Here is a 26,583-nt window from a genome sequence, read left to right as displayed (position 1 = left end):
CCTGCCGTGCCGCACGGCTCAACGCGGAGCCTCGGCCCGTGCCGGAACCCGCCCTCGCGGGCCACGGCCCCTGGGGCGGCCGTGGCGCCTCCCCCGGGGTCCCGCCGCCGGCGAGGCCCGCGGGTCCGGGGCGGCCACGCCGGCGGTGTCAGGCCGTGGCCAGCAGCACCACGAGCGCCACCAGGCCGACCGCCGCCGGGGCGAGGACCTCGTAGCACCAGCGGACCCGGGGCTCGCCCTGGGCGGTGGGGCGCTCGGCGCCCCGCTCCGCTAGTTCCTTGAGCACGTCCAGCGGCCGGTCCTTGCCGCCCTCCGCGGTGGCGCCCCCGCCGCGCAGCGCCTTCTTCCGGGCCCTGAGGGACACGGGGACGGCCCACACCTGGTACTTGGCGCCGTCGCGGGTCACGGCCTCCGTCGAGTAGGAGGCGCGCACCGCGGCCACCGTGCCCCAGGGCAGCTCGATCGTGCGGAAGGGGTTGCGGATCCTGACGCGGTCCGCGTTCGCGTGCACGGCGGGGCGGAAGGTGAACGCCACCACCAGCGGCACGCCGAGCAGCAGCAGCGCGGCGGCCGTCCACGGCACCCGGCCGTCGCCCCGCAGCATCGCGTCGACACCCATCCACAGGCCGATCGCGAGGAGCAGAGCACCGCCGGCCATACCCATCGGGGACCGGTAGACCCGGTCCGCGTACGCGGGCTCCGCGGAGGGGTCGGGGGTGCCGGGCTGCTGCTCAGGGGTCGTCATGGGGGCGATTGTGCCTCAGGCCGCCGGGACGCCGGTGTGAGGTACTGCACCCGGCTGCGGCCCGCGCCGCGCTCGCCTGCGCGTTCCGGTTCACGGATGCGCAGTCGTGACCTCCGTCGGCTGTCCTGCTCTGTACAGGCCGCTACGCGCGTAGATATGCTCACCTGGTGACCATGCCCGACAATGCACCCTTCGCTGACGTGACCGCGTCCGACAGCACGCTGCGCCGCTTCCTCCACGGGCTGCCCGGCGTGGACCCCGTCGGTCTTGAGGCGCGCGCCGCGTCCCTCGGTACCCGCTCGATCAAGACGACGGCCAAGGCGTACGCCATCGACCTGGCCATCTCGATGATCGACCTGACGACGCTGGAAGGCGCGGACACCCCGGGCAAGGTCCGGGCGCTCGCCGCCAAGGCCGTCCACCCCGACCCGACCGACCGCACCGCGCCCCGTACCGCCGCGGTGTGCGTCTACCCCGACATGGTGGAGACGGCCAAGGCCGCCCTCGCCGGTACGGACGTGAAGGTGGCCTCCGTGGCCACCGCCTTCCCGGCCGGCCGCGCCGCGCTCGGCGTGAAGCTCGCGGACACCCGCGACGCCGTGGCCGCCGGGGCGGACGAGATCGACATGGTGATCGACCGCGGCGCGTTCCTCGCGGGCCACTACCTGAAGGTCCACGACGAGATCCGCGCGGTGAAGGAGGCCTGCGGGACCGCCCGCCTGAAGGTGATCTTCGAGACGGGCGAACTCTCCACGTACGACAACATCCGCCGCGCCTCCTGGCTCGGCATGCTCGCGGGCGCGGACTTCATCAAGACGTCGACCGGCAAGGTCGCGGTCAACGCCACCCCCGCCAACACCCTGCTCATGCTGGAGGCCGTCCGCGACTTCCGCGCGCAGACCGGTGTCCAGGTGGGCGTGAAGCCGGCGGGCGGCATCCGCAGCACGAAGGACGCGGTCAAGTTCCTGGTCCTGGTCAACGAGACCGCGGGCGGGGACTGGCTGGACCCGCACTGGTTCAGGTTCGGCGCGTCGAGCCTGCTCAACGACCTGCTGATGCAGCGCCAGAAGCTCGCCACCGGCCGCTACTCCGGCCCCGACTACGTGACGGTGGACTGATACACCATGGCATCCGCATTCGAGTACGCACCGGCTCCGGAGTCGCGCTCCGTCGTCGACATCGCCCCCTCGTACGGGCTCTTCGTCGACGGCGAGTTCACCGACGCCGCCGACGGCAAGGTGTTCAAGACCGTCAGCCCCTCCTCCGAGGAGGTGCTGGCCGAGGTCGCCCAGGCCGGCGCCGAGGACGTCGACCGGGCGGTCAAGGCGGCCCGCAAGGCGTTCGGCAAGTGGTCGGCGCTGCCCGGCCGCGAGCGCGCCAAGTACCTCTTCCGCATCGCCCGGATCATCCAGGAGCGCTCCCGCGAGCTGGCCGTCCTGGAGACCCTCGACAACGGCAAGCCGATCAGGGAGACGCGTGACGCCGACCTGCCCCTGGTCGCCGCGCACTTCTTCTACTACGCCGGCTGGGCCGACAAGCTCGGCCACGCCGGCTACGGCCCGGACCCGAAGCCGCTCGGCGTCGCCGGCCAGGTCATCCCGTGGAACTTCCCGCTGCTGATGCTGGCGTGGAAGATCGCCCCGGCGCTCGCCGCGGGCAACACGGTCGTCCTGAAGCCCGCGGAGACCACCCCGCTGTCCGCCCTGTTCTTCGCGGACATCTGCCGCCAGGCGGGGCTGCCCAAGGGCGTCGTCAACATCCTGCCCGGGTACGGGGACGCCGGGGCCGCCCTGGTCGCCCACCCGGACGTCGACAAGGTGGCCTTCACCGGCTCCACCGCCGTGGGCAAGGAGATCGCCCGCACGGTCGCCGGCACCTCCAAGAAGCTCACGCTGGAGCTCGGCGGCAAGGGCGCCAACATCGTCTTCGACGACGCCCCCGTCGACCAGGCCGTCGAGGGCATCGTCAACGGCATCTTCTTCAACCAGGGCCAGGTCTGCTGCGCGGGCTCCCGCCTCCTCGTCCAGGAGTCGGTCCAGGAGGAGCTGCTGGAGTCCCTCAAGCGGCGGCTGTCCACGCTGCGCCTGGGCGACCCGCTGGACAAGAACACCGACATCGGCGCCATCAACTCCGCCGAGCAGCTGGCCCGCATCACGGCCCTCGCGGAGACCGGCGAGGCGGAGGGCGCCGAACGCTGGTCGCCCGCCTGCGAGCTTCCCGCGCACGGCTACTGGTTCGCGCCGACGCTGTTCACGAACGTCACGCAGGCGCACACGGTGGCCCGTGACGAGATCTTCGGGCCCGTCCTGTCGGTGCTGACCTTCCGCACCCCGGACGAGGCCGTCGCGAAGGCCAACAACACCCAGTACGGCCTGTCGGCGGGCATCTGGACCGAGAAGGGCTCCCGCATCCTCGCGGTCGCGGGCAAGCTCCGCGCGGGCGTCGTCTGGTCCAACACGTTCAACAAGTTCGACCCGACCTCGCCGTTCGGCGGCTACAAGGAGTCGGGCTTCGGCCGCGAGGGCGGCCGCCACGGTCTGGAGGCGTACCTCGATGTCTGAGTCGGCGACGCGGCTGAGCGTCTTCAAGACCTACAAGCTGTACGTGGGCGGGAAGTTCCCTCGTTCCGAGAGCGGCCGGGTGTACGAAGTGACCACAGCGACATCAGCCTCCGACGCGGCGGGCCGGGGCACCTGGCTGGCGAACGCGCCGCTCGCCTCCCGCAAGGACGCCCGTGACGCGGTGGTCGCCGCCCGCAAGGCGTTCGGCGGCTGGTCCGGCGCCACCGCCTACCTGCGCGGCCAGATCCTGTACCGGGTCGCGGAGATGATGGAGGGCCGCCGGCACCAGTTCGTGCGGGAGGTGGCCGACGCCGAGGGCCTGTCGAAGTCCAAGGCGGCGGAGACCGTCGAGGCGGCCATCGACCGCTGGGTGTGGTACGCGGGCTGGACCGACAAGATCAGCCAGGTCGTCGGCGGCGCCAACCCGGTCGCCGGGCCGTACTTCAACCTGTCGACACCGGAGCCGACCGGTGTCGTGGCGGTGCTGGCGCCGCAGGAGTCGTCGCTGCTGGGCCTGGTGTCCGTGGTCGCGCCGGTGATCGCCACCGGCAACACCGCGGTCGTCGTTGCCGCCGAGAAGGCCCCGCTGCCCGCCCTGTCGCTGGCCGAGGTGCTGGCCACCTCGGACCTGCCCGGCGGTGTGGTGAACATCCTGTCCGGCCGCACCGCGGAGATCGCCGCGCCGCTGGCCGCCCACCAGGACGTGAACGCCGTCGACCTGACCGGCGCGGCGGGCGACACCGAACTGGCCCGGGACCTGGAGGTCGCGGCGGCGGACAACCTCAAGCGGGTCCTGCGCCCCCGGCCTGTGGACAGGACCGACTGGTTCGCCGACCCCGGCACCGGCCGGCTGACCGCCTTCCTGGAGACAAAGAGGGTCTGGCACCCCACCGGCTCCCTGGGCGCCTCCGGCTCGTCGTACTGAGCCGTACGCCCCGCCGTACCGCGGCCCCGCCTCCCCGCCGTCCAGGGGAGGCGGGGCCGTGCCCCTGCCGGGGCCGCCTCAGCCCGGCACGACCCCGCCCAGCAGCGGGCCCGCCACCGGCAGGCTCGGGACGTTGGTCAGCGACCCCGTCACCGAGGTCGTGTCGACCGGCTGGAAGTCGGCCACCTGCGTGCCGACCCCGTTGTCCAGCGGGTCCACCCCGGTCTCCGCCAGCGGGTTGATCTTGAGGTGCTTGACCGGGCCCGCCACGTGCGGGACCGCGCCCGTCAGCGCCTGCACGGAGGCGGCCGGGTCGACGTCGTGCAGCTGCGGGGCCGCATGCGCCGCTCCCCCGGCCGCTCCGAGCGCGGCGCCCACCGCCGACACGGTCAGCCCGGCCTTCAGCAAACGGTTCATCACACTGGTCCTCACCTGAGGGTGCTCGATCGAGGACGCAGCGTAGGGGAGGTGTGATGCTCGATACCAACGGGTGCACGGCGGGGTCCCCCTACCGGCTCAATGGTTCACACTGGTGTCCCGTGAGTGCGCAACCGATCCCGACCCGCGTCGTCCTGCTCGCGGGCCCCTCCGGCTCCGGAAAGTCGTCCCTCGCCGCCCGCACCGGCCTGCCCGTGCTGCGGCTCGACGACTTCTACAAGGAGGCCGGCGACCCGACCCTCCCCCTCGTGCCGGGCAGCACGGACATCGACTGGGACGCGCCCGGGTCCTGGGACGCGGACGCGGCGGTCGCCGCGATCGCCGAGCTCTGCGCCACCGGACGCACCACCGTCCCGGTGTACGACATCGCCACCAGCTCCCGCGTGTCCTGGGACGCCTTCGACATCGAGCGCACCCCGCTGTTCGTGGCGGAGGGCATCTTCGCCGCCGACATCGCGCGCCGCTGCCAGGAGCTCGGCCTGCTCGCCGACGCCCTGTGCCTGCGCGGTCGGCCGTCGACCACGTTCCGCCGCCGGCTCCTGCGCGACCTGCGCGAGGGCCGCAAGTCGGTGCCGTTCCTGCTGCGCCGCGGCTGGCGGCTGATGCGGGCCGAGCGGTCCATCGTGGCGCGGCAGACCGCGCTGGGCGCGCACGCGTGCGACAAGAAGCAGGCGCTGGGTCGTCTGGAGGCCGCCGCCGCGGGCCGCCGCCGACCCCTCGCCGCCGCAACGGCCCCCGCACCGCAGGGCGGCTGACACCGCGGCCGACCCGCCGCGCGGCTGCCGCCGTCGCACCCCGGTGGCGGGCGGCAGCCCTCACTGCTGCGGGATGCGGCGGCACAGCCCCCGGCCCGAACAGGGGAATGCGCCGGACAAGCCCCCCAGCTTGTCCGGCGCAGGTGTTCCCCCGTACCCCCCGTGGATCCCCCCGGTCCCCCGTGGCGGCCGCCGGTCTCCCCCGAGACCGTGACCGCCTCCCCCGTGTCCCCCCGTACCCTCAGGCCACGAGCTGGCCGAAGGACTCCTCCTGGTCGCGCCCGAAGCTGAGGACCTCGTCCTCGCGCAGTCGGCGCAGCGACCGCCAGATGCTCGACTTCACCGTGCCGACGCTGATGTCGAGGATGTCGGCGATCTCCGGATCGGTGCGGCCCTCGTAGTAGCGCAGCACCAGCATCGTGCGCTGCTGCTCGGGCAGCCGGGCCAGCGCCTGCCAGAGCACCGTGCGCAGCTCAGTGCCCCGCATCGCGTCGGAGTCGCCCACCGTCTCCGGCAGCTCCTCCGTCGGGTACTCGTTGAGCTTGCGCCGCCGCCAGGCACTGATGTGCAGGTTCGTCATCGTCCGCCGCAGGTAGCCGCCGACGGCCGCCTTGTCGCTGATGCGGTCCCAGGCGCGGTACGTGGAGAACAGCGCCGTCTGCAGCAGGTCTTCCGCCTCGTGGCGGTCGCCGGTGAGGTGGTAGGCCGTGGCGTACAGGGAGGCGCGTCGCTCCTGGACGTAGGCGGTGAACGCCGCTTCGGCGCTCGTCCCCGTCCGCTCCGCGCGCTCCCCCGGGCCCTCCCCGTACGCCCTTCCCCCGTCAGCCACGGCGACCATGTACGGCGCCTTGTGCTGACGCCCGGCGCCGCGAACGCACCCCCGCCCGTTCACGGCACCGGACTTCTCCGCGCTCCGGACGACGTCGTGGAGGCGCGTGACCACTGCGCTCGCGCTCGGAGTGGTGCTGTGCGGCACTGCGTTCATCACGCCCCCCTGTCGTCCTGGAGTCGGTTCGTCCGTGTGACCAAAAGACTGCCGGGGCCACTTCATGGCGCTGTCCGCCGACTGTCACAGGCCTGCAACAGGGGCGTGTGACACGGCGCGGACCGTCCTCTGACCGTGCGGTGACATACCGGTCCGGTACCGGTGGGGCCGTGGGAGCGCTCCGGGTGTCGAACTCGCCGCGCCCCATGAGACAGAATGACGGCGTGCCTTTCCTGTTGCTGATCGAGGACGACGACTCCATCCGCACGGCCCTCGAACTCTCGCTTTCGCGACAGGGCCACCGGGTGGCCACTGCCGCGTCCGGCGAAGAGGGTCTGAAGATGCTGCGGGAACAGCGGCCGGACCTGGTTGTGCTGGACGTGATGCTGCCTGGCATCGACGGCTTCGAGGTGTGCCGGCGGATCCGCCGCACCGACCAGCTGCCGATCATCCTGCTGACCGCGCGCAGCGACGACATCGACGTGGTCGTCGGTCTGGAGTCGGGTGCGGACGACTACGTCGTCAAGCCGGTGCAGGGCCGGGTGCTGGACGCCCGGATCCGGGCGGTGCTGCGGCGCGGCGAGCGGGAGACGACGGACTCGGCGACGTTCGGGGCGCTCGTGATCGACCGGTCCGCGATGACGGTGACGAAGCACGGGCAGGAGCTGCAGCTCACGCCGACCGAGCTGCGGCTGCTGCTGGAGCTGAGCCGCCGCCCCGGGCAGGCGCTGTCGCGGCAGCAGCTGCTGCGGCTGGTGTGGGAGCACGACTACCTCGGCGACTCGCGCCTGGTGGACGCCTGTGTGCAGCGCCTGCGGGCGAAGGTGGAGGACGTGCCGTCCTCGCCGACCCTGATCCGTACGGTGCGCGGTGTCGGCTACCGCCTGGACACCCCTTCGTAGGATCGTAGTGACGGGAACAGCACAGTGAGCGGTGCCGCGAAGAGCACCAGGAACGGCGGGGCGGCGCTGCCCCCCGGCCGGCGGTGGACGAGTCTGAGGGTGCGCCTCATCGCCGTGTTCGGGCTGGTCGCGCTGGCCGCCGCGGTGTCCGCGTCGGGCATCGCCTACTGGCTGAACCGCGAGGCGGTCCTGACGCGTACGCAGGACACGGCGCTGCGCGACTTCCGGCAGGAGATGCAGAACCGGGCGGCGGTGCTGCCGCTGCGGCCGACCGAGGAGGAACTGCGGCGCGCCGCCGAGCAGATGGCGGCGGGCGGCGGCGGGTACAGCGTGCTGCTGCTGGGCGAGCGCGAGGAGGGCAAGCCCATCGTCGGGGCGTCCGACCCGGACCGCTTCACCTGGAAGGACGTGCCGCAGACGCTGCGGGCCGCGGTGGCCGAGGAGCAGGAGGTGGGCTCCGGCAACGACCACCCGTACCACCTGTTCTGGCTGCGTACGGAGCGGGGCGGGACGCCGTACCTGGTGGGCGGGACGCGGATCATCGGCGGCGGGCCGACCGGCTACATGTACAAGTCGCTGGAGCCGGAGCGTCAGGACCTGAACTCGCTGGCCTGGTCGCTGGGCGTGGCGACGCTGGTGGCGCTGCTGGGGTCGGCGCTGCTGGCGCAGTTCGCGGCGACGACGGTGCTGCGGCCGGTGCACCGGCTCGGCGAGGCGGCCCGGCGGCTCGGCGAGGGCCGGCTCGACACCCGGCTGCGCGTGTCGGGCACGGACGAACTGGCCGAGCTGGCAAGGACGTTCAACGACGCCGCGGAGAACCTCCAGAAGAAGGTCGCGGACATGAGCGCCCGGGAGGAGTCGAGCCGCCGGTTCGTGGCGGACATGTCGCACGAGCTGCGCACGCCGATGACGGCGCTGACGGCGGTGACGGAGGTCCTGGAGGAGGAGCAGGACGGCCTGGACCCGATGATCGCCCCGGCGGTGGCGCTGGTCGTCAGCGAGACGCGGCGGCTGAACACGCTGGTCGAGAACCTGATGGAGGTGACCCGCTTCGACGCGGGCACGGCCCGGCTGGTGCTCGACGACGTGGACGTGGCCGACCAGGTGACGGCCTGCATCGACGCACGGGCGTGGCTGGACGCGGTGGAACTCGACGCGGAGCGGGGTCTGGTGGCCCGGCTGGATCCGCGGCGGCTGGACGTCGTCCTCGCGAACCTGATCGGCAACGCGCTGAAGCACGGCGGGTCGCCGGTGCGGGTCGCGGTGCGGACGGACGGCGACGACCTCGTCGTACGGGTACGGGACCACGGGCCGGGCATTCCGGAGGAGGTGCTGCCGCACGTCTTCGACCGCTTCTACAAGGCGAGCGCGTCACGGCCGCGCTCGGAGGGCAGCGGGCTCGGCCTGTCGATCGCCATGGAGAACGCCCTGATCCACGGCGGCAGCATCACGGCGGAGAACTCGCCGGACGGCGACGGCGCCGTCTTCACCCTGCGGCTGCCGAGGGACGGCTCGGGGGTGGCCGGCCGGGACGGCGGCGAGGGCGCGCGGCGGGGCGGCCGGGGGGAAAGCGACGGTCCAGGGGATGAGGAACAGCGGAGTGACAGCCAAGCAGGCGCCTGAGCCGTCCGGGGCGGCACCGGTCGGCGGACCCGGTTCCCGTGCGGGAGGCGGCACGGGCAGGGGCGCGGCGGTGCGCCGCCGGTCCCTGGTGCTCGCGGGTGCGGCGGTGCTGGCCGCGGTGACCGCGGGCTGCGGGATCCGGACGACGTCGGTGCCGGTCGACGCGGGCGGCGCGCCGTCCCGGATGTCGTGCGACCCTCCGCCGGCGGCCACCCCGGAACCCGACCCGGGCGCGGCCTCGGAGGCGGCGCGGACGTCGGCCGCACCCCGCACCGAGGCGGTGTACCTGGTGTGCGCCTCCGGTCTGGCGACGATGGACAGGACGCTTCGGCTGCCGACGGGCGGCGGGGCGGCGCGGGTGGCCGCGGCACAGGCCCTGCTGGACGCGCTGGCGCAGCAGCCGTCGGAGGCGGAGCGGCAGGCCGGCTTCGCCACGTACGTGCAGGGCCCGCTGACGGTGTCGGAGGGGCGGGACGGCGACCCTGAGGGAGCGCTGCGGCTCAGCCGGCAGCCCGAGGACCTGGCGCCCGCGGCGCTGTCGCAGATCGTCTGCACCTACGCGGGCGCCGGCGCGGTGGCGGCGGGTGCGGTGCCGCTGGGCGGCCCCGGCGACTACCCGGTGCGCCACTACGTCTGCGACCGGGCCGTCAAGGAACGCCCCGAGTCGCCCGTGCCGACGCGGTCGGCCTGATCGTGGCGCACGAGCCGGCCGGGCGGGCCGCGGCCGGGACGCGGGGTCTGCCGGCGCCCGCACCGCTGCCGAGCGGCGCAGTCGCCCGGGCGCGGGGCGGAGTGCGTCCGGGCGGAACCGATGCCGCCGCACCTCGCGTCTTGGGGGGCGTGCAGCGTCATGGTTCGGGCGGCAGTGCCGTCATCCGCCACCGCGTGGCGGGGCTGGTCCTCCTCTTCGTCCACCTCGCGATCGTGGGGTGGCTGACGCTGCGCCCGCTGGACGTGATGTGGGTGACGGCCGCGAACTGGGAGCCGCTGGCGGGGATCAGGGCGGACCTGGCGCTGGGCCCGGTGGAGGCGGCGCGGCGGATCGCCGGTGGGCTGCTGCTGCTGGCGCCGCTGGGCGTGCTGCTGCCGCTGGCGGACGCGCGGTTGGACGTGGCGCCGTGGGCGTCGCTGCTGCGCACCGCGGCGGGTGGCGCGCTGGTGTCGCTGGGGATCGAGTTGCTGCAGACCGCGGTGCCGGGGCGGGTCGTGGACGTGGACCAGTTGCTGTTGAACACCACCGGTGTGGCGCTGGCCCACCTCGCGGTGGTGCCCGCCTGGCGGGCGCGGCTGCGGCGCCGGCTGGAGCTGCACGGGGACGGTCGCGGGGGCCGGCCGGGGGTCCGGGGCGCGGTCGCGGCGGCGGTGCGCTCGGCGGGCGAGCGGGCCTCCGCCCTGGGCGGGAGGAACGGTCGGGGCGGGGCCCTCCTGAGGGAGGACGGCTCTCAGGGGCCTACCCCGACGATTCCCAGGGTCGGGATCGCCCCGTAGTCCGATGGTTTGTCCGCGCGGCCGGGGCACGATGGAGTCAGTTGGAGGCCCGCTACGGAGGCTTCCTCGACGCTTCAGTTAGGAGCCCACCATGGCCGCACTGACCCGCCCTCGTGACGGACGCATGATCGGTGGAGTGTGCGCGGGCCTGGCGCGGCGCTTCGGCACCTCGGCGACGACGATGCGCGTGATCTTCGTGGTGTCGTGCCTCCTTCCGGGCCCGCAGTTCCTGCTCTATCTGGCGCTGTGGCTGCTGCTGCCGCAGGAGAAGCCCGCGGACGCGGCCTGGTAGCCGGACCGGTCGTCCCCGTATCGGCGAAACGGCGGTGGGCACCCCCGTAGAAGGGTGCCCACCGCCGTCGTCGTGCGTGCGGGGTCAGCCGAGGCCGGCCTGGCCCAGGCTGCCGCCGACGGGCAGGCCGCCGAGCAGCCCGAGGACGGGGTCGGCGGGGGTGTCGACCGGGACGTCCGGCGCGGCCTGGGTGGCCATCTCCACGACGCCCTGGGTGAGGCCGACGGCCTCGCCCGCTCCGCCGGGGAGGTGACCGGCGACCTCGCCGACCGGGACGGCCTGCGTGACGGTCTCCAGGGCGGGGCCGGTGGGGACGGAGGTCAGCGCGGCGGCGCTGCCCGCGGAGGCGGCGGCGAAAGCGGCACCGAGCGCGGCGACACCGAGGGACTTGGCAGCGGACTGCTTCATCGAAAATCGTCCTTGGGGGAAACTCGGGGGAGATGAGCGGCTCTGCAACCTAGCCACCGCGCAACGCCGTCCGCAATCACCCGAAACCTTCGGGTCAACGGGTTTCCCGAGCCCCCGGGGGCGGCGGGGAGCCGACTCCCTCAGCGCACGCACGCCGCGGACGCACTGGTCAGAGCGGTCTAGCCGAACAGCCACTCGGACTTCAGCTCGGCATATCCGGGCTTGATGACGTCGTTGATCATCGCCAGCCTTTCATCGAAAGGAATGAATGCTGATTTCATCGCATTGACCGTGAACCACTGGAGGTCGTCGAGCGTGTAACCGAAGACCTCGGTCAGCAGCTCGAATTCCCGGCTCATGCTCGTTCCTGACATCAGACGGTTGTCGGTGTTCACCGTGACCCGGAAGTGCAGTCGGCGCAGCAGACCGATGGGGTGCTCGGCGTACGAGGCGACCGCGCCCGTCTGGAGGTTGGACGTCGGGCACATCTCCAGCGGGATCCGCTTGTCGCGGACGTACGCGGCGAGCCGGCCGAGGGAGACCGCGCCGTCGGCGGCGACCTCGATGTCGTCGATGATCCGCACCCCGTGACCCAGGCGGTCGGCGCCGCACCACTGGAGGGCCTGCCAGATCGACGGCAGGCCGAACGCCTCGCCGGCGTGGATGGTGAAGTGGTTGTTCTCCCGCTTCAGGTACTCGAAGGCGTCCAGGTGGCGGGTGGGCGGGAAGCCGGCCTCGGCGCCCGCGATGTCGAACCCGACGACCCCGGTGTCGCGGTGGGCGTTGGCGAGTTCGGCGATCTCCAGCGAGCGGGCGGCGTGCCGCATGGCCGTGAGGAGGGCGCCGACGCGGATGCGGCGCCCGCTCTCGCGGGCCCGCCGCTCCCCTTCGCGGAAGCCGTCGTTGACGGCCGCGACGACCTCGTCCAGGGTGAGCCCGCCTTCGAGGTGCTGCTCGGGGGCGTAGCGCACCTCCGCGTAGACGACGCCGTCCTCGGCGAGGTCCTCGGCGCACTCGGCGGCCACGCGGTACAGGGCGTCACGGGTCTGCATGACGGCGCAGGTGTGCGCGAAGGTCTCCAGGTAGCGTTCGAGCGACCCGGAGTCGGCGGCCTCGCGGAACCACAGGCCGAGCTTGTCGGCCTCGGTCTCCGGCAGGGCCGTGTAGCCGCGGTCCCGGGCCAGTTCGATGACGGTGCCGGGGCGGAGCCCGCCGTCCAGGTGGTCGTGGAGCAGCGCCTTCGGGGCGCGGCGGATCTGGTCCGCGGTGGGTGTCGCTGCGGCCGGCGAGGCGGCCGGGGAGGGGCTCTGGCTCGTCATTTCCGCACTGTAGCCCCTACGCGCGTAGAGGGCACCGGTGCGACGCGGGGCGGCCGGGTGGCGGCCCGCCGGGGGCGAGGATCGGCCGATCCGCCGCCCGATACCCAACAGTGACCGGTTGGACGAGTGGCGTACACCAATCCTTCTGAGACTGTTCTGCCATGGCACACGCACTCGTAGGCCCGGGCTCAGGGGATGCCCGGGCGCCCCGGCTGGGACGGCCGGTGAGGGACCCGGGAGCACCGGGGGTGGTGGACGGGGTGGTGCTGCTGCTCCCCGACGGCGTCCCCGAGTCGGGGCGCGGGCCCTCGCTCCTGGCGCACGCCGCGCTGCGGCCGCTGGGACGCAGCCTGGTGCGGGCGGCGGGCCGGGACCACGGACTGGTCGCGCACGTGGTGCGCTACCGGGGGCGCGGCTGGAACGGCGCGGACGCCCGGCTCGCGGCGGACGCCCGCTGGGCGGTCGGGGAGGTGGCGCGGCGTCACGGGGACCTGCCGGTGTGCCTGGTGGGGCACGGCATGGGCGGGCGGGCCGCGCTGCGGGCGGCGGACCACGCGGCGGTGGTGTCCGTGCTGGCGCTGGCGCCGTGGCTGCCCGGGGACGACGTGGCGGCCGAACCGGAGCCCGTACGTCAGCTGCTGGGCCGTCAGGTGATGGTGGTGCACGGCACGACGGACGAGACCGCGCATCCGGAGCTGTCGTACCGGCTGGCGATCCGCGCGAAGAAGGCGAACCGGTCCACGTGCCGGTTCGAGGTGCACTCGGACGGCCACGCCCTGCGCCAGCACCACGGCGAAGTGCTGGCCCTCGCGGCGGACTTCGTGCTGGGCTCGCTGTTCGGGCGGCCGTTCTCCCGGCCGGTCGCGGACGCGTTCGCCGCGCCCCCGCCGCTGGGGCTGCGGATGCCGTTGGCCGCGGGGTTCGGGCGGTCGCTGCGCCCGTGACCGCACGGGGGGACGCCGTCTGCGGCCGCACGGGACGGGGTGCGGTCCGCGGCCGCACGCGCGGGGGCTTTGGATGCGTCGGAGAGGTACGGGCGGGGCGCGGGTGCGCTGCCGAGCCGTACGGGACGGGACTGCGGGTCGCACGTGGGAGCCTCCCGACCCGGACGCGGACGTGGGGCGGGGGCACCTGCGGACGGCTGCGGGCGCGGGGCGGCCTCCGGCCGGGGTGCGGGTCGGCGGGGCGCCGTGGCCGCGAGAGGGCGGGGGGGTCAGTGGATCGCCTCGCTCAGCAGCTTGCCGCGGCGCGACAGGAGGAACTTCTTGAAGGCGGCGACCGGCGGGGTGTCGGGACGGCCCGCCTGCCAGGCGACACCGATTTCGCGCACCGCCCGCGGCGCCGTCACCGTCAGCTCCACGACGCCGGGGCGGGGCACGGCGGGCGGCGGCAGCAGGGCGACGCCGAGGCCGGCGGCGACCAGGCCGCGCAGCGTCTCCGCCTCCTCGCCCTCGAACGCGATGCGGGGCCGGAAGCCCGCCTCGGCGCACAGGTGGTCGGTGATGCGACGCAGCCCGTAGCCGGGCTCCAGCGTCACGAACGCCTCGTCGGCGGCCTCGGCGAGCCGGACCCGCTTGCGGGCGGCCAGCCGGTGGTCGTCGGGCACGACCAGCCGCAGCCGCTGCTCGTCCAGGCGGCGGGCGACCAGGTCGGGCGCGTCGGGCACCGGCGAGGTGAGGCACAGGTCGAGCTCTCCGGCGCGCAGCCGCTCGATCATGGCCTCGCCGTAGTTCTGGACGAGGGTGAAGCGGACCTTCGGGTGGTCGACGCGGAACGCCCGCAGCAGGCCGGGCACGGTCTCGGAGCCCATCGTGTGCAGGAACCCGAACGCGACCCGCCCCGCGCTGGGGTCGACGTCGGCCCGTACGGCCTCGGCGGCCCGCTCCACCTCGCCGAGGGCCCGCTCCGCGGCCATCAGGAACGTGCGGCCCGCCGGGGTCAGGGACACCGTGCGGCCGGTGCGGGCGAAGAGCGTCACGCCGAGGTCCTCCTCCAGCTTCGCGACGGCCCGCGACAGGGTCGACTGCGGTACGCCCGTGTCGAGGGACGCCCGGGTCACGTGCTCGTGCCTGGCCACCGCCGCGAAGTACGCGAGGCGAGGGGCGAGCAGCAGGCCCATTTCGTCTTCGTTACTGTTCAGTGACAGCCACGGCTGTGACCTGTAGTCATGCATCATGGGAACGATTAAAGCCGTTCCATGCATTGGACGCATGAACGGCCGTGTCCGTACGTTCGAGACATGTCTCCCGCCAGTACCAAGGCGTCCACGACGACCGTGGACGCCGACACCCGCCTTGCCCCAGGACGCCCCGGCTACCGCCGCATGAGCTTCGCGCTCTTCGCCGCCGGACTCGCCGCCTTCGCCCTCCTCTACTCGACCCAGGCCCTGCTGCCGGCCGTCTCCGCGGACTTCGCGGTGAGCGCCTCCGCGGCGAGCTGGACGGTCTCCGCCGCGACCGGCGCACTGGCCCTGTGCGTGCTGCCGCTGAGCGCCCTGTCCGAGCGGTTCGGCCGCCGGGCCCTGATGACCACGTCGCTCGTCGTCGCGGTGGCGGTCGGACTGCTGGTGCCGTTCGCGCCGAGCCTTGAGTGGCTGGTCGTGCTGCGGGCCGTGCAGGGCGCCGCCCTGGCGGGCGTGCCGGCGTCGGCGATGGCGTACCTGGCGGAGGAGGTGCGCCCGAAGGCACTGGTGGCGGCGATCGGGCTGTTCGTCGCGGGCAACAGCATCGGCGGGATGAGCGGCCGGATCGTCACCGGCTGGGCCGCCCAGCTGTGGGGCTGGCGTGCCGGGCTCGCCGCGGTCGGCCTGCTGGCGGCGGTGTGCGTGGTGGCGTACCGGCTGCTGCTGCCGAAGGCCCGCCACTTCGCTCCGGCGCCGCTGGACCCGCGGGCGGTGGCCCGCACGGTGCGGACGCACCTGTCGGACCCGCTGCTGCTGCGGCTGTACGCGATCGGCGCCCTGTTCATGACCGTGTTCGGCGCGGTCTACACGGTGATCGGCTACCGGCTCGTGGAGGCGCCCTTCTCGCTGCCGCAGGGCGTGGTGGGCTCGGTGTTCCTGGTGTACCTGGTGGGTACGGCGTCGTCCGCGGCGGCCGGGACGCTGGTGGGCCGCATGGGCCGGCGCGGGGCCCTGTACCTGGCGGTGGCGACGACCGCGGCGGGGCTGCTGCTGTCCCTGTCCGCCTCGCTGGCCGGGGTCCTCGCGGGCCTGGTGCTCATCACCGCGGGCTTCTTCGCCGGGCACGCGGTGGCCTCCGCGGCGGTGAGCCGCACCGCGACGGAGGGCCGGGCGCAGGCGTCGGCGCTGTACCAGTCGGCGTACTACCTGGGCAGCAGCGCGGGCGGCACGCTGGGCGCGGTCGCGTTCCACTCCGGCGGCTGGGCGGGCACGGTCCTGCTGGGCCTGGTCGCGGTCCTCGGCGTCGTGTCGATCACCCTGTACGGCACCCACAGCGCCCGCGTCCAGGAGCGCCGCCTCGCCGGCCTCGCCCGGGCCCGGCGCGCGCACCCCGCGATGGCGGGCCGCTGACCCGGGCCGCGGAAAAGGCGGACCTCCGGCCGTAACCATGCCCCGCCCCCGAGCGTCCTACAGGTACGACAAGCACAACGGACGCGAGGGGGCGGGCGTATGCGCACAAGAGGTCCGGGCGGGACGTGGCGGTGGCGCGGCGGGGTCGCGCTGGCCGTCACAGGACTCGTGGTCCCGCTGGCGGCGGCGGTGGGAGCCGGGACGGCGCAGGCCGCGACGGCCTGCACGACCAAGGCGGGGCCGTACCAGAAGCAGGTGGAGAAGTTCCTCGGGCGGCCCGTCGACGGCAGGCAGTCGCCGGCCGACTGCCGGGCCGTCCAGTCCTTCCAGCGGCAGCACGGCATCACCCCGGACATGGGGTACGCCGGGCCGCTCACCTGGCGCACGATGGACACGATGATCCAGCAGCGGGCCGCCGGGAAGAACCCGAACAAGGCCGGCAAGTGCCCGGTCAACAAGGGCAGGATCGCGTGCGTCGACCTGACACGGCAGCTCAGCTGGGTGCAGGACGGCGCGAAGCTGGTGTACGGACCGGTGCCGGTGCGCACGGGCCGCGACGGCGCCGAGACCCGCACCGGCCTCAAGCGGATCTACCACCGCAACGTCAAGCACTGGTCGACGATCTACAAGGTGTGGATGCCGTACTCGCAGTTCTTCGACGGCGGCCAGGCCTTCCACTCGACGGACAAGTCGATGTGGAACCCGCCCGGTTCCGGCGGCTGCGTGAACATGCGGCCCAAGGACGCCAAGGCGTACTGGAATCTGCTGAAGAACGGCGACGACGTCTACGTCTACGGCCGCAAGCCCGGTACCTGACCTGCGGCGCAGCCCTGTTGAGGGGCCGCTGTCAGTGCCTTCCTGTAGCGTCCGAAAGGTACGCACAACCCATGCAGGTCAGGCACGAGCGAGCGCGACAGGGGTGGTCGGGATGGCCGAGACGGCGGCGCCCGAGGACACGGAGGCCCGGCTTGAGGAGCACCGGAAGGAACTGACCGGCTACTGCTACCGCATGCTGGGCTCCGCGTTCGAAGCGGAGGACGCGGTCCAGGAGACGATGATCCGCGCCTGGCGGTCCCTGGAGAGGTTCGAGGGCCGCTCGTCCCTGCGCTCCTGGCTGTACCGGATCGCCACGAACGTGTGCCTGGACGCGCTCAACGCGGGCAACCGCCGGGCCCGGCCCGTGGACCTGACGGAGGCCGTGCCGGTGGCGCGGGCGCAGCTCACCTCCCGCCCCGAGGCGACCTGGCTGGAGCCGGTGCCGGACGGCCGGGTGCTGCCGCAGGTCTCCGACCCGGCGGAGACGGCACTGGCCCGGGAGTCCGTGCGGCTGGCCTTCGTCGCGGCCCTCCAGCACCTGCCGGCGAAGCAGCGGGCGGTGCTGATCCTGCGCGAGGTGCTGGCCTGGAAGGCGAGCGAGGTGGCCGAACTGCTCGACACGTCGGTGGCCTCCGTGAACAGCGCGCTGCAGCGGGCCCGCGCGACCCTGGCCGCGCACGCTCCGGCGCGGACGCAGACGGCGGACCCGCTGGACGCCGGGCAGCGTGACCTGCTCGACCGGTACGTGGCCGCGTTCGAGGCGTACGACATGGCGGCGCTCACGGCGCTGCTGCACGAGGACGCCACGCTGTCCATGCCGCCGTACGACCTGTGGCTGCGGGGCCACGACGACATCGTGGGCTGGATGCTGGGTGTCGGCTCGGTGTGCCGCGGCTCGCGCCTGATCCCGACGGTCGCCAACGGCACGCCCGCCTTCGCGCACTACCACCCTGATCCGCAGGGCGGGTTCAGCCCGTGGGCCCTGATGGTGATCGAGATAGCGGACGGCAGGGTCAGCGGGATCACGTCGTTCCTGGACGTGCAGCGCTGGTTCCCCCTGTTCGGTCTCCCGGAGCGGCTGGATCCGCCGGAGGCGTGAGGGGGATGGCCTCGTCGGCGAGCCCGGCCAGGTCCAGCAGCGCGCGCAGCTCGGGTCCCGCCCCCTCGACGGTGAGGCGACGGCCGAGGCGGCGGGCTGTGAGCTGCATGCGGGCCAGGGCGTCGACGGCGGCGAACGTGGGGTGGCCCAGCCCGGAGGCGTCCACGACGACATCCCCTTCCGGCGGTGTGGCACGGGCGCCGAGCTGCTCGGCGAGCCCGGCGCAGAGCCGCGGCACGTCGGGGGGTTCGAGGGGGCCGATGAGCTCCAGCACGAGGGGGTCCCTGTTCATCACATGAACAGGGACCCGGTCAGGGTCCGGAACTCATCGGAGCGGGGGGACGGGGGACTCCGCCGTGCCGGGGGTGAGGTCGAAGGGCTCGGGAAGGTGGATCTCCTCGCCGGAGAGCACGGTGTCCAGAACCCGGTACGTTCCGTTCCTCGGCTCGCCGTGGAGGGTGGCGATGGCGCCTCCCGTCTGCCAAGCGTTCCACCAGGAGGTACAGGGGGACACCCGCGGTGGCGTAGCCCTTCACCTTCTGCACCCGGACGATGTCGTCCCAGCCGGAACCGTCCTCCGGTCCGGACTCGACGGCGAGTGCCCTCGCGGTGTGCTCCTCTTCGGGGGGCACACAGTCCAGCATGCCGAACGGGACCGGTGGCGAGCCACCGGTCCCGTTCACCGAAGGGGCACATGCCTTTGACAGGGTCAGGCGATGCGGTCCAGGACGATCGGCTGCGGGGTGAACGCCGCGCCCTCACCGGCGATGTCCCAGGCGCCGTCCAGGGACTTCAGGGCGTAGTCGAACTTCTCCGGGGTGTCCGTGTGCAGGGTCATCAGCGGCTGGCCGGCCGTGACGGTGTCGCCCGGCTTGGCGTGCAGTTCGACGCCCGCCCCGGCCTGCACCGGGTCCTCCTTGCGGGCCCGGCCCGCGCCGAGGCGCCAGGCGGCGACGCCGACGCCGTACGCGTCGAGGCGCGTGAGCACACCGGAGGACGGCGCGGTGACCACGTGCTGCTCGCGGGCCACCGGCAGCTGCGCGTCCGGGTCGCCGCCCTGTGCGGCGATCATGCGGCGCCACACGTCCATGGCGGAGCCGTCCGCGAGGGCCTTCGCCGGGTCGGCGTCCTTGATCCCGGCGGCGTCCAGCATCTCGCGCGCCAGGGCGACGGTCAGCTCGACGACGTCCGCCGGGCCGCCGCCCGCGAGGACCTCGACGGACTCGCGGACCTCCAGGGCGTTGCCCGCGGTGAGGCCGAGCGGGGTGGACATGTCGGTGAGGAGCGCGACGGTCCGCACGCCGTGGTCGGTGCCGAGGCCGACCATGGTGGACGCCAGCTCGCGGGCGTCGTCGATGTTCTTCATGAAGGCGCCGGAGCCGACCTTCACGTCGAGGACCAGCGAGCCGGTGCCCTCCGCGATCTTCTTGGACATGATCGAGGAGGCGATCAGCGGGATGGCCTCGACGGTGCCGGTGACGTCGCGCAGCGCGTACAGCTTCTTGTCGGCCGGGGCGAGCCCGTCGCCGGCCGCGCAGATGACCGCGCCGGTGGTGTCGAGGACGTGCAGCATCTCCTCGTTGGACAGCAGCGCCCGCCAGCCGGGGATGGACTCCAGCTTGTCGAGGGTGCCGCCGGTGTGGCCGAGGCCCCGGCCGCTGAGCTGCGGAACGGCGGCGCCGCACGCCGCGACGAGCGGCGCCAGCGGAAGGGTGATCTTGTCACCGACGCCACCGGTGGAGTGCTTGTCGGCGGTCGGGCGGGACAGGGACGAGAAGTCCATGCGCTCGCCCGAGGCGATCATCGCAGCGGTCCAGCGGGCGATCTCCGCCCGGTTCATGCCGTTCAGCAGGATCGCCATCGCCAGGGCGGACATCTGCTCGTCGGCGACCTCGCCGCGCGTGTACGCGTCGATGACCCAGTCGATCTGCTCGGGGCTCAGCTCACCACGGTCCCGCTTCGTGCGGATGACGGAAATCGCGTCCATGGGCTCAGTGTTCCTTCCAGCGGTGCGCGCCGAGTCGTCTACGCGCATAGAGAGGGGAAGTGGCGCGGCCCTTCCACCGAGGGGAGGCGGAAGGGCCGCGCGGATCAGGTGAGGTGCTTCGGACCGAAGGCCTGCGGCAGCATCTCGTCGAGCGTGCGGACGCCTTCGGGGGTGTCCACCAGCAGCTCGCCGCCGCCGAACTCGTAGAGCAGCTGCCGGCAGCGGCCGCACGGCACCAGCGTCTCGCCGCGGCCGTCGACGCACACGAAGTGCGTCAGCCGGCCGCCGCCGGTGGCCTGCAGCTGCGAGACGAGCCCGCACTCGGCGCACAGGCCGATGCCGTACGAGGCGTTCTCGACGTTGCAGCCGGTGACCACGCGCCCGTCGTCGGCCGTGGCCGCCGCACCGACCGGGTAGCCGGAGTACGGCGCGTAGGCGTGCGCCATGACCTCCCGGGCGGCGGCGTGCAGGGCCTCCCAGTCGAAGGGGGGGTCCTGCGCGGGCGTCGTCACTTGCCCTGGCCCTTCTTGTAGGGCAGGCCGTCCGCCTTGGGCGGCCGGAGCCGCTGCGCGGACAGGGCCAGCACCAGCAGCGTCGTGACGTACGGCGCCGCGTCGACGAACTGGCTGGGCAGGGCGTCGGTGAGCGCGTACCAGGTGAAGAGCCCGGCTGCCACCACGACGGAGACCACGGCGGCCGTGTACTTCTTCTTGTACAGCGTCCAGCCCGCGGCGATGACGAGCAGGATCGCCAGCAGGAGCAGCATCGCGTGGACGTTCTCGGCGCCGCCGCGCAGCTTGAGGCTGTCGGTGAAGCCGAAGAGTCCCGCGCCCAGGGCGAGACCGCCCGGCATCCAGTTGCCGAAGATCATCGCAGCGAGGCCGATGTAGCCGCGGCCGCCGGTCTGGCCCTCCTGGTAGATGCCGGTGGAGACGATCGCGAGGAACGCGCCGCCGAGGCCGGCGAGGGCGCCGGAGACGAGGACCGCGATGTACTTGTACTTGTAGACGTTGACGCCCAGGGACTCCGCGGCGACCGGGTTCTCACCGCAGGAGCGCAGCCGCAGGCCGAAGCCGGTGCGCCACAGCACCCACCACGTGCCGGGCACCAGCAGCAGGGCGATGACCGTCAGCAGCGACAGGTTGGTGACCAGGCCGCCCAGCACTCCGGCGAGGTCGGAGACGAAGAACCAGTGCTTCTCCTGGAGGTCGCTCAACCAGTCCGACAGCCCTGGGACGGTGATGCGCTCGATGGGGTCGATGCGGGGGGACTGCTTCGAGGAGCCGCCCGCGGCCTCGGCGAAGGTGAAGTTCGACAGGTACCGGGTCGCGCCCGTGGCCAGGATCGTGATGGCCACACCGGAGACGATGTGGTTCACGTTGAACGTGACGGTCATGATCGCGTGGATCAGGCCGCCCAGCGCACCGCCGAGGAGCCCCACCAGCACGCCGGTCCACGGACCCCACTGGTAACCGGCCCAGGCACCGAACCAGGTGCCCAGGATCATCATGCCCTCAAGGCCGATGTTGACCACGCCCGCGCGCTCGGCCCACAGGCCGCCGAGGCCGGCGAGGCCGATCGGCACGGCGAGCTGGAGGGCGCCTGCCACCTGGCCGACGGAGGTCAGGTCCTCGGCGCCGCTGATCACGCGGACCAGGGAGAACAGCATCAGGCCGGCGGCGACGATCAGCAGGATGACCGGCAGGGACAGCTTGCGGCGGCCCCCGCCCTTGGCGGGCGCGTTGGCGCCCGCGGTGGTCACCGTGCTCGTGGATTCCATCTCGCTCATGCCGCCACGTCCTCCTTGTTCTTGCGGGCCTGGGCGGCAAGTTCCTCGCCGACCTTCTGCTGCTGCCGGCGCAGGCCGTACTGGCGGACGACCTCGTACGACACGACCACCGAGATCACGATCAGGCCCTGCATGATCGTGGCGATCTCCTTCTCGAACTCCGGGTCGATCACGGATCCGGACGCCTTCTCCAGGAAGGAGATGAGCAGGGCGGCGAAGAAGATGCCGACGGGGCTGTTGCGGCCGAGCAGGGCGACGGTGATGCCCACGAAGCCCACGCCCGCGGGGAAGCTCAGGCTGTAGGTGTGGGTCTGGCCGAGCAGCAGCGGCATACCGGTCAGGCCGGCGACACCGCCGGAGATCAGCATGGCGGTGAGCACCATCTTCTTGGCGTCGACGCCGCTCGCCTGGGCGGCGGTCGAGCTGGCGCCGGTGGCGCGCAGGTCGAAGCCGAAGCGGGTGCGGTTGAGGACGAACCAGTAGACGACGCCGAGGGCGAAGGCCACGAAGGTGAAGCCGTAGATGTTGCCGCCCTCGACCGACAGGCCGGTCATCCAGCCGGACTCGGCGATCTCACCGGTCGTGAGGTCGTTGGAGCCGGGCGGCTGCACGCCGAGGTTCGCCGGCAGGATCATCCAGGCGATCAGGCTCGTCGCGATGGCGTTCAGCATGATCGTCGACACGACTTCGCTGACACCGCGGGTGGTCTTCAGGAAGCCGGCGATACCCGCCCAGAAGGCACCCACGAGGACGGCGACGACCACGATCAGCAGCAGGTGCAGCGGACCGGGCAGCTCGACGCTGGCGCCGACGACGGCGGCGAGCATCGCGGCGAGGCGGTACTGGCCGTCGACGCCGATGTTGAACAGGTTCATCCGGAAGCCCACGGCGACGGCGAGGGCTGCCAGGTAGTACGTGCCGGTCTGGTTGATGATCAGGACCTGGACGTCCGGGAACTCGGCCGTCTCCATCATCAGGGTGTACGGCCTGATCGGGTCGCGCCCGGAGGCCAGCAGCACGATCGAGGTGAGGACGAAGGCCACGGCCAGCGCGAGCGCCGGGCCGGCCAGGGCCAGCAGCACCTTCTCCTTGTCGAACTTCTTCATCGGCCTTCACCGTCCGTGTCGTGACCGTGCGCGTCGTGCTCAAGGTGGCCGGTGGCGGCACCGGTCATGGCCGAGCCCAGCTGCTCGGGGGTGATCGTGGCGGGGTCGGCGTCCGCGACCAGGCGGCCGCGGAACATGACCCGCAGGGTGTCGGAGAGCCCGATCAGCTCGTCCAGGTCGGCGGAGATCAGCAGCACCGCGAGGCCCTCCCGCCGGGCCTCCCGGATCTGGTCCCAGATCTGCGCCTGCGCGCCGACGTCCACACCGCGGGTGGGGTGGGCGGCGATGAGCAGCTTGGGCGCGTGGCTCATCTCGCGGCCGACGATCAGCTTCTGCTGGTTGCCGCCGGAGAGGGAGGCCGCGGTGACCTCGATGCCGGGGGTGCGCACGTCGTACTCGCGCACGATCCGCTCGGTGTCGCGGCGGGCGCCGCGGGGGTCGAGGATGCCGTGCTTGCTGTTGGGGGCCTCGGTGACGTGGCCGAGGATGCGGTTCTCCCACAGGGGGGACTCCAGCAGCAGGCCGTGCCGGTGGCGGTCCTCGGGGATGTAGCCGATGCCGCGCTCGCGCCGGCGGCGCGTCGGGGCGTGGGAGATGTCGGAGCCGTCGAGCGTGATGACGCCGCTGTCCGGGTCGCGCATGCCCATCAGGGCTTCGATCAGCTCGGTCTGGCCGTTGCCCTCCACGCCGGCGATGCCCATGACCTCGCCCTTGTGGATGGTGAAGCTGATCCCGCCGAGGACCTCGCGGACGACGCCGTCGGGGTCGGTCACGGCCAGCCGCAGGTCGTCGACCTGGAGCATGGCGGTGTCGGTGACGGTGGACTCGCGGGTCTCCGGCGAGGGCAGCTCGGCACCCACCATCAGCTCGGCGAGCTGCTTGGTGGTCGTCGTGGCCGGGTCGGCGGTGCCCACCGTCGTGCCGCGCCGGATGACGGTGATGTCGTCGGCGACGGACAGCACCTCGCCCAGCTTGTGGGAGATGAAGATGACGGTGAGGCCCTCGGCCTTGAGCTCCCGCAGGTTGGCGAAGAGCGCGTCGACCTCCTGCGGCACGAGCACGGCGGTCGGCTCGTCGAGGATGAGGGTGCGGGCGCCGCGGTAGAGGACCTTCAGGATCTCGACGCGCTGGCGGTCGGCGACACCGAGGTGCTCGACGAGCACGTCCGGGCGGATGTTCAGCCCGTACGCGTCGGAGATCTCCTTGATCTTGTCGCGAGCCTTGCCGCCGATCCCGTACAGCTTCTCGCTGCCGAGGACGACGTTCTCCAGGACGGTGAGGTTGTCGGCCAGCATGAAGTGCTGGTGCACCATGCCGATGCCGGCGGCGATGGCGTCGGCCGGGCTGTGGAACGAGACCTCCCGGCCGTCCACGACGATCGTGCCCTCGTCCGGCTTCTGCATGCCGTAGAGGATCTTCATCAGGGTCGACTTGCCTGCACCGTTCTCACCGCAGAGGGCGTGGACCGTGCCCTTGCGGACGGTGAGGTGGATGTCGTGGTTGGCGACGACGCCGGGGAAGCGCTTGGTGATGCCGCGCAGTTCGACTGCGGGGGGGCTGGACGCGTTGATGACGCACTCTCCTTGGCGAGAAAGGAGCGGGAGAAGCAGGGGGGAGGACGGGCACGCTGGGCACGGTGGGCTCGGTGTGGCCGAAGTTATCGCGCCGGAGAGGGTTCTACGCGCGTAGTGATCCCGAATGCCAAACACCCGTGGCCAGAACCTGACGGCGGGGTCCGGAGGGCAGGCGCTGTGGCGTTCCTGTCCGTCCGGACCCCGAGGACCGAGGGTCCTGGCCCCGTGACGTGGGTTACGGGGCGGTCTTGACCTGGATCTTGCCGGCGATGATGTCGGCCTTGGCCTGGTCGACCGCGGTGATGACGTCCTTCATCTCGGTGAAGGCGGGGTTGGACATGGCCAGGCCCACACCGTCGTCCTCCAGGCCGTAGCGGATCTCACCGCTCTGCGGGTTGCCGTCCTCGACCGACTTGATCAGGTTGTAGACGGCACCGGAGACGTTCTTGGTGACCGAGGTGAGGATGTGCTCCTTGTAGGCGGCCAGACCGGACTGGTTGTACTGGTCCGAGTCGACGCCGATGGCCCACTTGTCGGCCTTGGCGGCAGCCTCGATGGAGCCCGAGCCGGCGAGGCCGGCGGCGGCGTAGATCACGTCCGCGCCCGCGTCGATCTGGCCCTGGGCGGCGGCCTTGCCGAGGTCCGGCTTCGAGAAGCCACCGAAGTCCGGCGGCTGCGTCAGGTACTGGACCTTGACGTTGACGTCCTTGTTGGTGTCCTTGACGCCCTGGACGAAGCCCGCCTCGAACTTCTTGATCAGCGGGGTCTCCACCCCGCCGATGAAGCCGACGGTGTTCGACTTGGTCACCTTGGCGGCGGCCACGCCCGCCAGGTAGGAGCCCTGCTCCTCGTTGAAGACCAGGTTGGCGATGTTCTTGCCGGTCTTCGACGTGTCGTCGATGAGACCGAACGTGGTGTCCGGGAACTTCGGGGCAACCTCGGCGATGGCCGGCGCGTACGCGAAGCCGACGCCGATCACCGGGTTGTTGCCGGCACGGGCGAGCGAGGTGAGGCGCTGGACCTTGTCCGGGTCGCCCTCGCCCTCGCTGGGCTCCGCCTCGGTGCCCTTGATGCCGAAGTCCTTCTCGGCCTTGGCGAGGCCGGCGTAGGCGGCGTCGTTGAACGACTGGTCGCCGCGGCCGCCGATGTCGTACGCGATGGCGGCCTTGCCGCCGTCCGAGTCGGACCCGGCGTCCGACGAGTTGCCACCGCCGCAGGCGGTGACGCTGAGCGCGAGCGCCGCGGACGCGATGCCCGCGGTGGCGATCCTGGTGATCCGGCGCAAGGGGGGCTCCTTCGACCTGACCGAAGCGCCTCTTCTCGGCGCTGGTTTCGCGGCGATCGTAACGCGCGTAGATGTCAGATAAAGCCCCGTACGGAAGCCGTTATCGATTCGTCGCGAACAGGCCGCGGCCCGGCCACCTCCCCGTGGGTCCCGCCGAGTAGGGGCCACCCCAGCGTGGCAGCCGTTCTGGCCTGCGGTCGGCCGACGCGCCGGCGGGTGCGCCGGGTGGCTCAGCAGGGGCCGACGGGCGGCGAGAGCGACGATATCGAGCCACCTGCGGGGGCGTCGGCGTGGGAGGAATCGCCCGAGGCGCGGGCGCCCTCGACGGGGGGGCGCGACCCTTCGGTAAGAGCGGGGAGTCCGCAGCACGCGGCGGGGGCGGGACGCGCCGGGGTGCCCCACGGGACGGACGCACCGGGCACGTTCCTGACGGAGATCGCCTCTGGGGGCTGTCGGGCCCGGCGGCGGCCGGGCGTGCCCGTACGGCAGGGTCCTGGCGTTCACGGGGCTGCCGGCGACGGCCGGACGTGCCTTACGGCAGGGTCTCGGGGGCGCGGGGGTGCCGGCGGCGGCCGGACGTGCCCGTACGACAAGGTCCTGGCGTTCACGGGGCTGCCGGCGACGGCCGGACGTACCTTACGGCAGGGTCTCGGGGGCGCGGGGGTACCGGCGGCGACAAGGCGGGACGCCCCGCTCCGGTCGTCGCCGTCTCGGGGAGCTGCCCCGGATCGCCCGGTGTGCCGATCGAGCCGCCCTGGATCGCCTGGTGTCCCGGTGGTCACCGTCTCCGGAGCCGGGGTCGGGGGCAAGCGGTGAAGTACCCCGGCGGTGGGCAGGCGGCGTGCAGACGGGTACGCCTCCGGGCCCGCGGCGGGTCGACGCGAACCGGCGCGGTCGTGGCGGCGGAGGGGCCGCGGGCCTGGGTGGCGAAGGACCGGGGCCTGGGCGCCAGGG

At 72.9% G+C, this 26,583-nt stretch carries 27 protein-coding genes; 13 read left to right on the top strand and 14 right to left on the bottom strand.

Annotated elements, in window-relative coordinates; translation table 11 throughout:
- Nucleotides 1-148 precede the first annotated feature (148 nt).
- The gene (locus tag BJP40_RS01760) at nt 149-745 is read right to left on the bottom strand and encodes a PH domain-containing protein (protein WP_071278014.1); all 597 of its coding nucleotides are present in this window, start codon (nt 743-745) and stop codon (nt 149-151) included.
- Between the two features lie 173 nt (nt 746-918).
- Here BJP40_RS01760 and deoC point away from each other — a divergent pair, with 173 nt between their 5' ends.
- The 3 genes from deoC to BJP40_RS01745 are packed head-to-tail and all read left to right on the top strand — an operon-like array spanning nt 919 to nt 4,231.
- Nucleotides 919-1,863, top strand: coding sequence for a deoxyribose-phosphate aldolase (gene deoC / locus BJP40_RS01755; RefSeq protein ID WP_079170843.1), 945 nt, complete (start codon nt 919-921; stop codon nt 1,861-1,863).
- Between the two features lie 6 nt (nt 1,864-1,869).
- On the top strand, nt 1,870-3,306 hold the full coding sequence (locus BJP40_RS01750) for an aldehyde dehydrogenase family protein (protein ID WP_071278008.1): 1,437 nt from the start codon (nt 1,870-1,872) through the stop codon (nt 3,304-3,306).
- Complete coding sequence (locus tag BJP40_RS01745; protein ID WP_071278005.1) at nt 3,299-4,231, top strand: aldehyde dehydrogenase family protein; 933 nt, start codon at nt 3,299-3,301, stop codon at nt 4,229-4,231. Before BJP40_RS01750 ends, BJP40_RS01745 begins: the two co-directional genes overlap by 8 nt.
- A 78-nt stretch (nt 4,232-4,309) precedes the next feature.
- Here the strand turns inward: BJP40_RS01745 and BJP40_RS01740 are convergent, their stop codons facing one another.
- A complete protein-coding gene (locus tag BJP40_RS01740; RefSeq protein WP_071264665.1) occupies nt 4,310-4,648 on the bottom strand; it encodes a hypothetical protein in 339 nt (112 codons plus the stop codon).
- A gap of 56 nt (nt 4,649-4,704) precedes the next feature.
- Here BJP40_RS01740 and BJP40_RS01735 point away from each other — a divergent pair, with 56 nt between their 5' ends.
- Nucleotides 4,705-5,424, top strand: a complete 720-nt coding sequence (locus BJP40_RS01735) for a uridine kinase (protein ID WP_079170842.1) — start codon at nt 4,705-4,707, stop codon at nt 5,422-5,424.
- 241 nt (nt 5,425-5,665) lie between these two features.
- Here the strand turns inward: BJP40_RS01735 and BJP40_RS01730 are convergent, their stop codons facing one another.
- Nucleotides 5,666-6,409, bottom strand: a complete 744-nt coding sequence (locus BJP40_RS01730; RefSeq protein ID WP_071277999.1) for a SigE family RNA polymerase sigma factor — start codon at nt 6,407-6,409, stop codon at nt 5,666-5,668.
- 224 nt (nt 6,410-6,633) lie between these two features.
- Here BJP40_RS01730 and BJP40_RS01725 point away from each other — a divergent pair, with 224 nt between their 5' ends.
- From BJP40_RS01725 to BJP40_RS01705, 5 genes are all read left to right on the top strand, one after another.
- Complete coding sequence (locus tag BJP40_RS01725; RefSeq protein WP_177204278.1) at nt 6,634-7,311, top strand: response regulator transcription factor; 678 nt, start codon at nt 6,634-6,636, stop codon at nt 7,309-7,311.
- A 24-nt stretch (nt 7,312-7,335) separates the two neighbouring features.
- Nucleotides 7,336-8,934, top strand: a complete 1,599-nt coding sequence (locus BJP40_RS01720; protein ID WP_071277993.1) for a HAMP domain-containing sensor histidine kinase — start codon at nt 7,336-7,338, stop codon at nt 8,932-8,934.
- Nucleotides 8,912-9,625: a hypothetical protein gene (locus BJP40_RS01715; RefSeq protein WP_107416670.1), complete on the top strand. Its 714-nt coding sequence runs from the start codon at nt 8,912-8,914 to the stop codon at nt 9,623-9,625. Before BJP40_RS01720 ends, BJP40_RS01715 begins: the two co-directional genes overlap by 23 nt.
- A gap of 140 nt (nt 9,626-9,765) precedes the next feature.
- Nucleotides 9,766-10,422, top strand: coding sequence for a VanZ family protein (locus BJP40_RS01710; RefSeq protein WP_371258584.1), 657 nt, complete (start codon nt 9,766-9,768; stop codon nt 10,420-10,422).
- 91 nt (nt 10,423-10,513) lie between these two features.
- Entirely contained in the window at nt 10,514-10,714 is a 201-nt protein-coding gene (locus tag BJP40_RS01705; protein ID WP_071275007.1) for a PspC domain-containing protein, read from the top strand.
- A gap of 84 nt (nt 10,715-10,798) precedes the next feature.
- On the opposite strand, the gene BJP40_RS01700 is transcribed toward BJP40_RS01705, so the two are convergent.
- Both BJP40_RS01700 and BJP40_RS01695 read right to left on the bottom strand, forming a co-directional pair.
- The gene (locus tag BJP40_RS01700; protein ID WP_071275010.1) at nt 10,799-11,122 is read right to left on the bottom strand and encodes a hypothetical protein; all 324 of its coding nucleotides are present in this window, start codon (nt 11,120-11,122) and stop codon (nt 10,799-10,801) included.
- Nucleotides 11,123-11,301: 179 nt separating this feature from the next.
- Entirely contained in the window at nt 11,302-12,441 is a 1,140-nt protein-coding gene (locus tag BJP40_RS01695; protein WP_071277987.1) for an adenosine deaminase, read from the bottom strand.
- A 161-nt stretch (nt 12,442-12,602) separates the two neighbouring features.
- On the opposite strand from BJP40_RS01695, the gene BJP40_RS01690 reads away from it, so the two are divergent.
- On the top strand, nt 12,603-13,385 hold the full coding sequence (locus BJP40_RS01690; RefSeq protein WP_071277984.1) for an alpha/beta hydrolase: 783 nt from the start codon (nt 12,603-12,605) through the stop codon (nt 13,383-13,385).
- 269 nt (nt 13,386-13,654) lie between these two features.
- Here the strand turns inward: BJP40_RS01690 and BJP40_RS01685 are convergent, their stop codons facing one another.
- Nucleotides 13,655-14,617, bottom strand: a complete 963-nt coding sequence (locus BJP40_RS01685) for a LysR family transcriptional regulator (RefSeq protein ID WP_177204277.1) — start codon at nt 14,615-14,617, stop codon at nt 13,655-13,657.
- A gap of 63 nt (nt 14,618-14,680) precedes the next feature.
- On the opposite strand from BJP40_RS01685, the gene BJP40_RS01680 reads away from it, so the two are divergent.
- The 3 genes from BJP40_RS01680 (at nt 14,681) to BJP40_RS01670 (ending at nt 17,888) form a co-directional block, all read left to right on the top strand.
- Complete coding sequence (locus BJP40_RS01680; protein WP_071277978.1) at nt 14,681-15,973, top strand: MFS transporter; 1,293 nt, start codon at nt 14,681-14,683, stop codon at nt 15,971-15,973.
- 99 nt (nt 15,974-16,072) lie between these two features.
- Nucleotides 16,073-16,789: a L,D-transpeptidase family protein gene (locus BJP40_RS01675; protein WP_079170841.1), complete on the top strand. Its 717-nt coding sequence runs from the start codon at nt 16,073-16,075 to the stop codon at nt 16,787-16,789.
- A gap of 112 nt (nt 16,790-16,901) precedes the next feature.
- Nucleotides 16,902-17,888, top strand: a complete 987-nt coding sequence (locus BJP40_RS01670; RefSeq protein WP_071278049.1) for a sigma-70 family RNA polymerase sigma factor — start codon at nt 16,902-16,904, stop codon at nt 17,886-17,888.
- Here BJP40_RS01670 and BJP40_RS01665 read toward each other — a convergent pair.
- The 8 genes from BJP40_RS01665 to BJP40_RS01630 form a co-directional block, all read right to left on the bottom strand.
- Nucleotides 17,812-18,180 (bottom strand): STAS domain-containing protein, encoded by a 369-nt coding sequence (locus BJP40_RS01665; protein WP_071277972.1) that lies wholly within the window; start codon nt 18,178-18,180, stop codon nt 17,812-17,814. The genes BJP40_RS01670 and BJP40_RS01665 overlap by 77 nt on opposite strands.
- A 33-nt stretch (nt 18,181-18,213) precedes the next feature.
- Entirely contained in the window at nt 18,214-18,402 is a 189-nt protein-coding gene (locus tag BJP40_RS35095; RefSeq protein WP_071277969.1) for a hypothetical protein, read from the bottom strand.
- Nucleotides 18,403-18,597: 195 nt separating this feature from the next.
- Nucleotides 18,598-19,875, bottom strand: a complete 1,278-nt coding sequence (locus BJP40_RS01655) for a thymidine phosphorylase (RefSeq protein ID WP_071277966.1) — start codon at nt 19,873-19,875, stop codon at nt 18,598-18,600.
- Between the two features lie 104 nt (nt 19,876-19,979).
- Entirely contained in the window at nt 19,980-20,387 is a 408-nt protein-coding gene (locus BJP40_RS01650; protein ID WP_071277963.1) for a cytidine deaminase, read from the bottom strand.
- On the bottom strand, nt 20,384-21,655 hold the full coding sequence (locus BJP40_RS01645; protein WP_371258585.1) for an ABC transporter permease: 1,272 nt from the start codon (nt 21,653-21,655) through the stop codon (nt 20,384-20,386). The genes BJP40_RS01650 and BJP40_RS01645 overlap by 4 nt, the downstream gene beginning before the upstream one ends.
- A 5-nt stretch (nt 21,656-21,660) precedes the next feature.
- The gene (locus BJP40_RS01640; protein ID WP_071275035.1) at nt 21,661-22,770 is read right to left on the bottom strand and encodes an ABC transporter permease; all 1,110 of its coding nucleotides are present in this window, start codon (nt 22,768-22,770) and stop codon (nt 21,661-21,663) included.
- The gene (locus BJP40_RS01635) at nt 22,767-24,341 is read right to left on the bottom strand and encodes an ABC transporter ATP-binding protein (protein WP_071275047.1); all 1,575 of its coding nucleotides are present in this window, start codon (nt 24,339-24,341) and stop codon (nt 22,767-22,769) included. The genes BJP40_RS01640 and BJP40_RS01635 overlap by 4 nt, the downstream gene beginning before the upstream one ends.
- A gap of 238 nt (nt 24,342-24,579) precedes the next feature.
- On the bottom strand, nt 24,580-25,629 hold the full coding sequence (locus BJP40_RS01630) for a BMP family protein (protein ID WP_071277958.1): 1,050 nt from the start codon (nt 25,627-25,629) through the stop codon (nt 24,580-24,582).
- Nucleotides 25,630-26,583 lie beyond the last annotated feature (954 nt).

The organism is Streptomyces sp. CC53, from assembly GCF_001865245.1.
In the GTDB taxonomy this organism is placed as follows: domain Bacteria; phylum Actinomycetota; class Actinomycetes; order Streptomycetales; family Streptomycetaceae; genus Streptomyces.
Note: the sequence above shows the minus strand (reverse complement) of the source record. Positions and strands in the feature narration are given on the sequence as shown.

Excerpts from the sequence above, each read along its gene's own strand:
- BJP40_RS01705 (WP_071275007.1), top strand. The coding sequence starts at position 10,514 with ATGGCCGCACTGACCCGCCCTCGTGACGGACGCATGATCGGTGGAGTG.
- BJP40_RS01760 (WP_071278014.1), bottom strand. The coding sequence starts at position 745 with ATGACGACCCCTGAGCAGCAGCCCGGCACCCCCGACCCCTCCGCGGAG.
- BJP40_RS01655 (WP_071277966.1), bottom strand. The coding sequence starts at position 19,875 with ATGGACGCGATTTCCGTCATCCGCACGAAGCGGGACCGTGGTGAGCTG.
- BJP40_RS01670 (WP_071278049.1), top strand. The coding sequence starts at position 16,902 with ATGGCCGAGACGGCGGCGCCCGAGGACACGGAGGCCCGGCTTGAGGAG.
- BJP40_RS01745 (WP_071278005.1), top strand. The coding sequence starts at position 3,299 with ATGTCTGAGTCGGCGACGCGGCTGAGCGTCTTCAAGACCTACAAGCTG.
- BJP40_RS01695 (WP_071277987.1), bottom strand. The coding sequence starts at position 12,441 with ATGACGAGCCAGAGCCCCTCCCCGGCCGCCTCGCCGGCCGCAGCGACA.
- BJP40_RS01730 (WP_071277999.1), bottom strand. The coding sequence starts at position 6,409 with ATGAACGCAGTGCCGCACAGCACCACTCCGAGCGCGAGCGCAGTGGTC.
- BJP40_RS01675 (WP_079170841.1), top strand. The coding sequence starts at position 16,073 with ATGCGCACAAGAGGTCCGGGCGGGACGTGGCGGTGGCGCGGCGGGGTC.
- BJP40_RS01640 (WP_071275035.1), bottom strand. The coding sequence starts at position 22,770 with ATGAAGAAGTTCGACAAGGAGAAGGTGCTGCTGGCCCTGGCCGGCCCG.
- deoC (WP_079170843.1), top strand. The coding sequence starts at position 919 with ATGCCCGACAATGCACCCTTCGCTGACGTGACCGCGTCCGACAGCACG.
- BJP40_RS01665 (WP_071277972.1), bottom strand. The coding sequence starts at position 18,180 with ATGAACAGGGACCCCCTCGTGCTGGAGCTCATCGGCCCCCTCGAACCC.
- BJP40_RS01645 (WP_371258585.1), bottom strand. The coding sequence starts at position 21,655 with ATGGAATCCACGAGCACGGTGACCACCGCGGGCGCCAACGCGCCCGCC.
- BJP40_RS01740 (WP_071264665.1), bottom strand. The coding sequence starts at position 4,648 with ATGAACCGTTTGCTGAAGGCCGGGCTGACCGTGTCGGCGGTGGGCGCC.
- BJP40_RS01750 (WP_071278008.1), top strand. The coding sequence starts at position 1,870 with ATGGCATCCGCATTCGAGTACGCACCGGCTCCGGAGTCGCGCTCCGTC.
- BJP40_RS01700 (WP_071275010.1), bottom strand. The coding sequence starts at position 11,122 with ATGAAGCAGTCCGCTGCCAAGTCCCTCGGTGTCGCCGCGCTCGGTGCC.
- BJP40_RS01690 (WP_071277984.1), top strand. The coding sequence starts at position 12,603 with ATGGCACACGCACTCGTAGGCCCGGGCTCAGGGGATGCCCGGGCGCCC.
- BJP40_RS01735 (WP_079170842.1), top strand. The coding sequence starts at position 4,705 with ATGCTCGATACCAACGGGTGCACGGCGGGGTCCCCCTACCGGCTCAAT.
- BJP40_RS01680 (WP_071277978.1), top strand. The coding sequence starts at position 14,681 with ATGTCTCCCGCCAGTACCAAGGCGTCCACGACGACCGTGGACGCCGAC.
- BJP40_RS01685 (WP_177204277.1), bottom strand. The coding sequence starts at position 14,617 with ATGATGCATGACTACAGGTCACAGCCGTGGCTGTCACTGAACAGTAAC.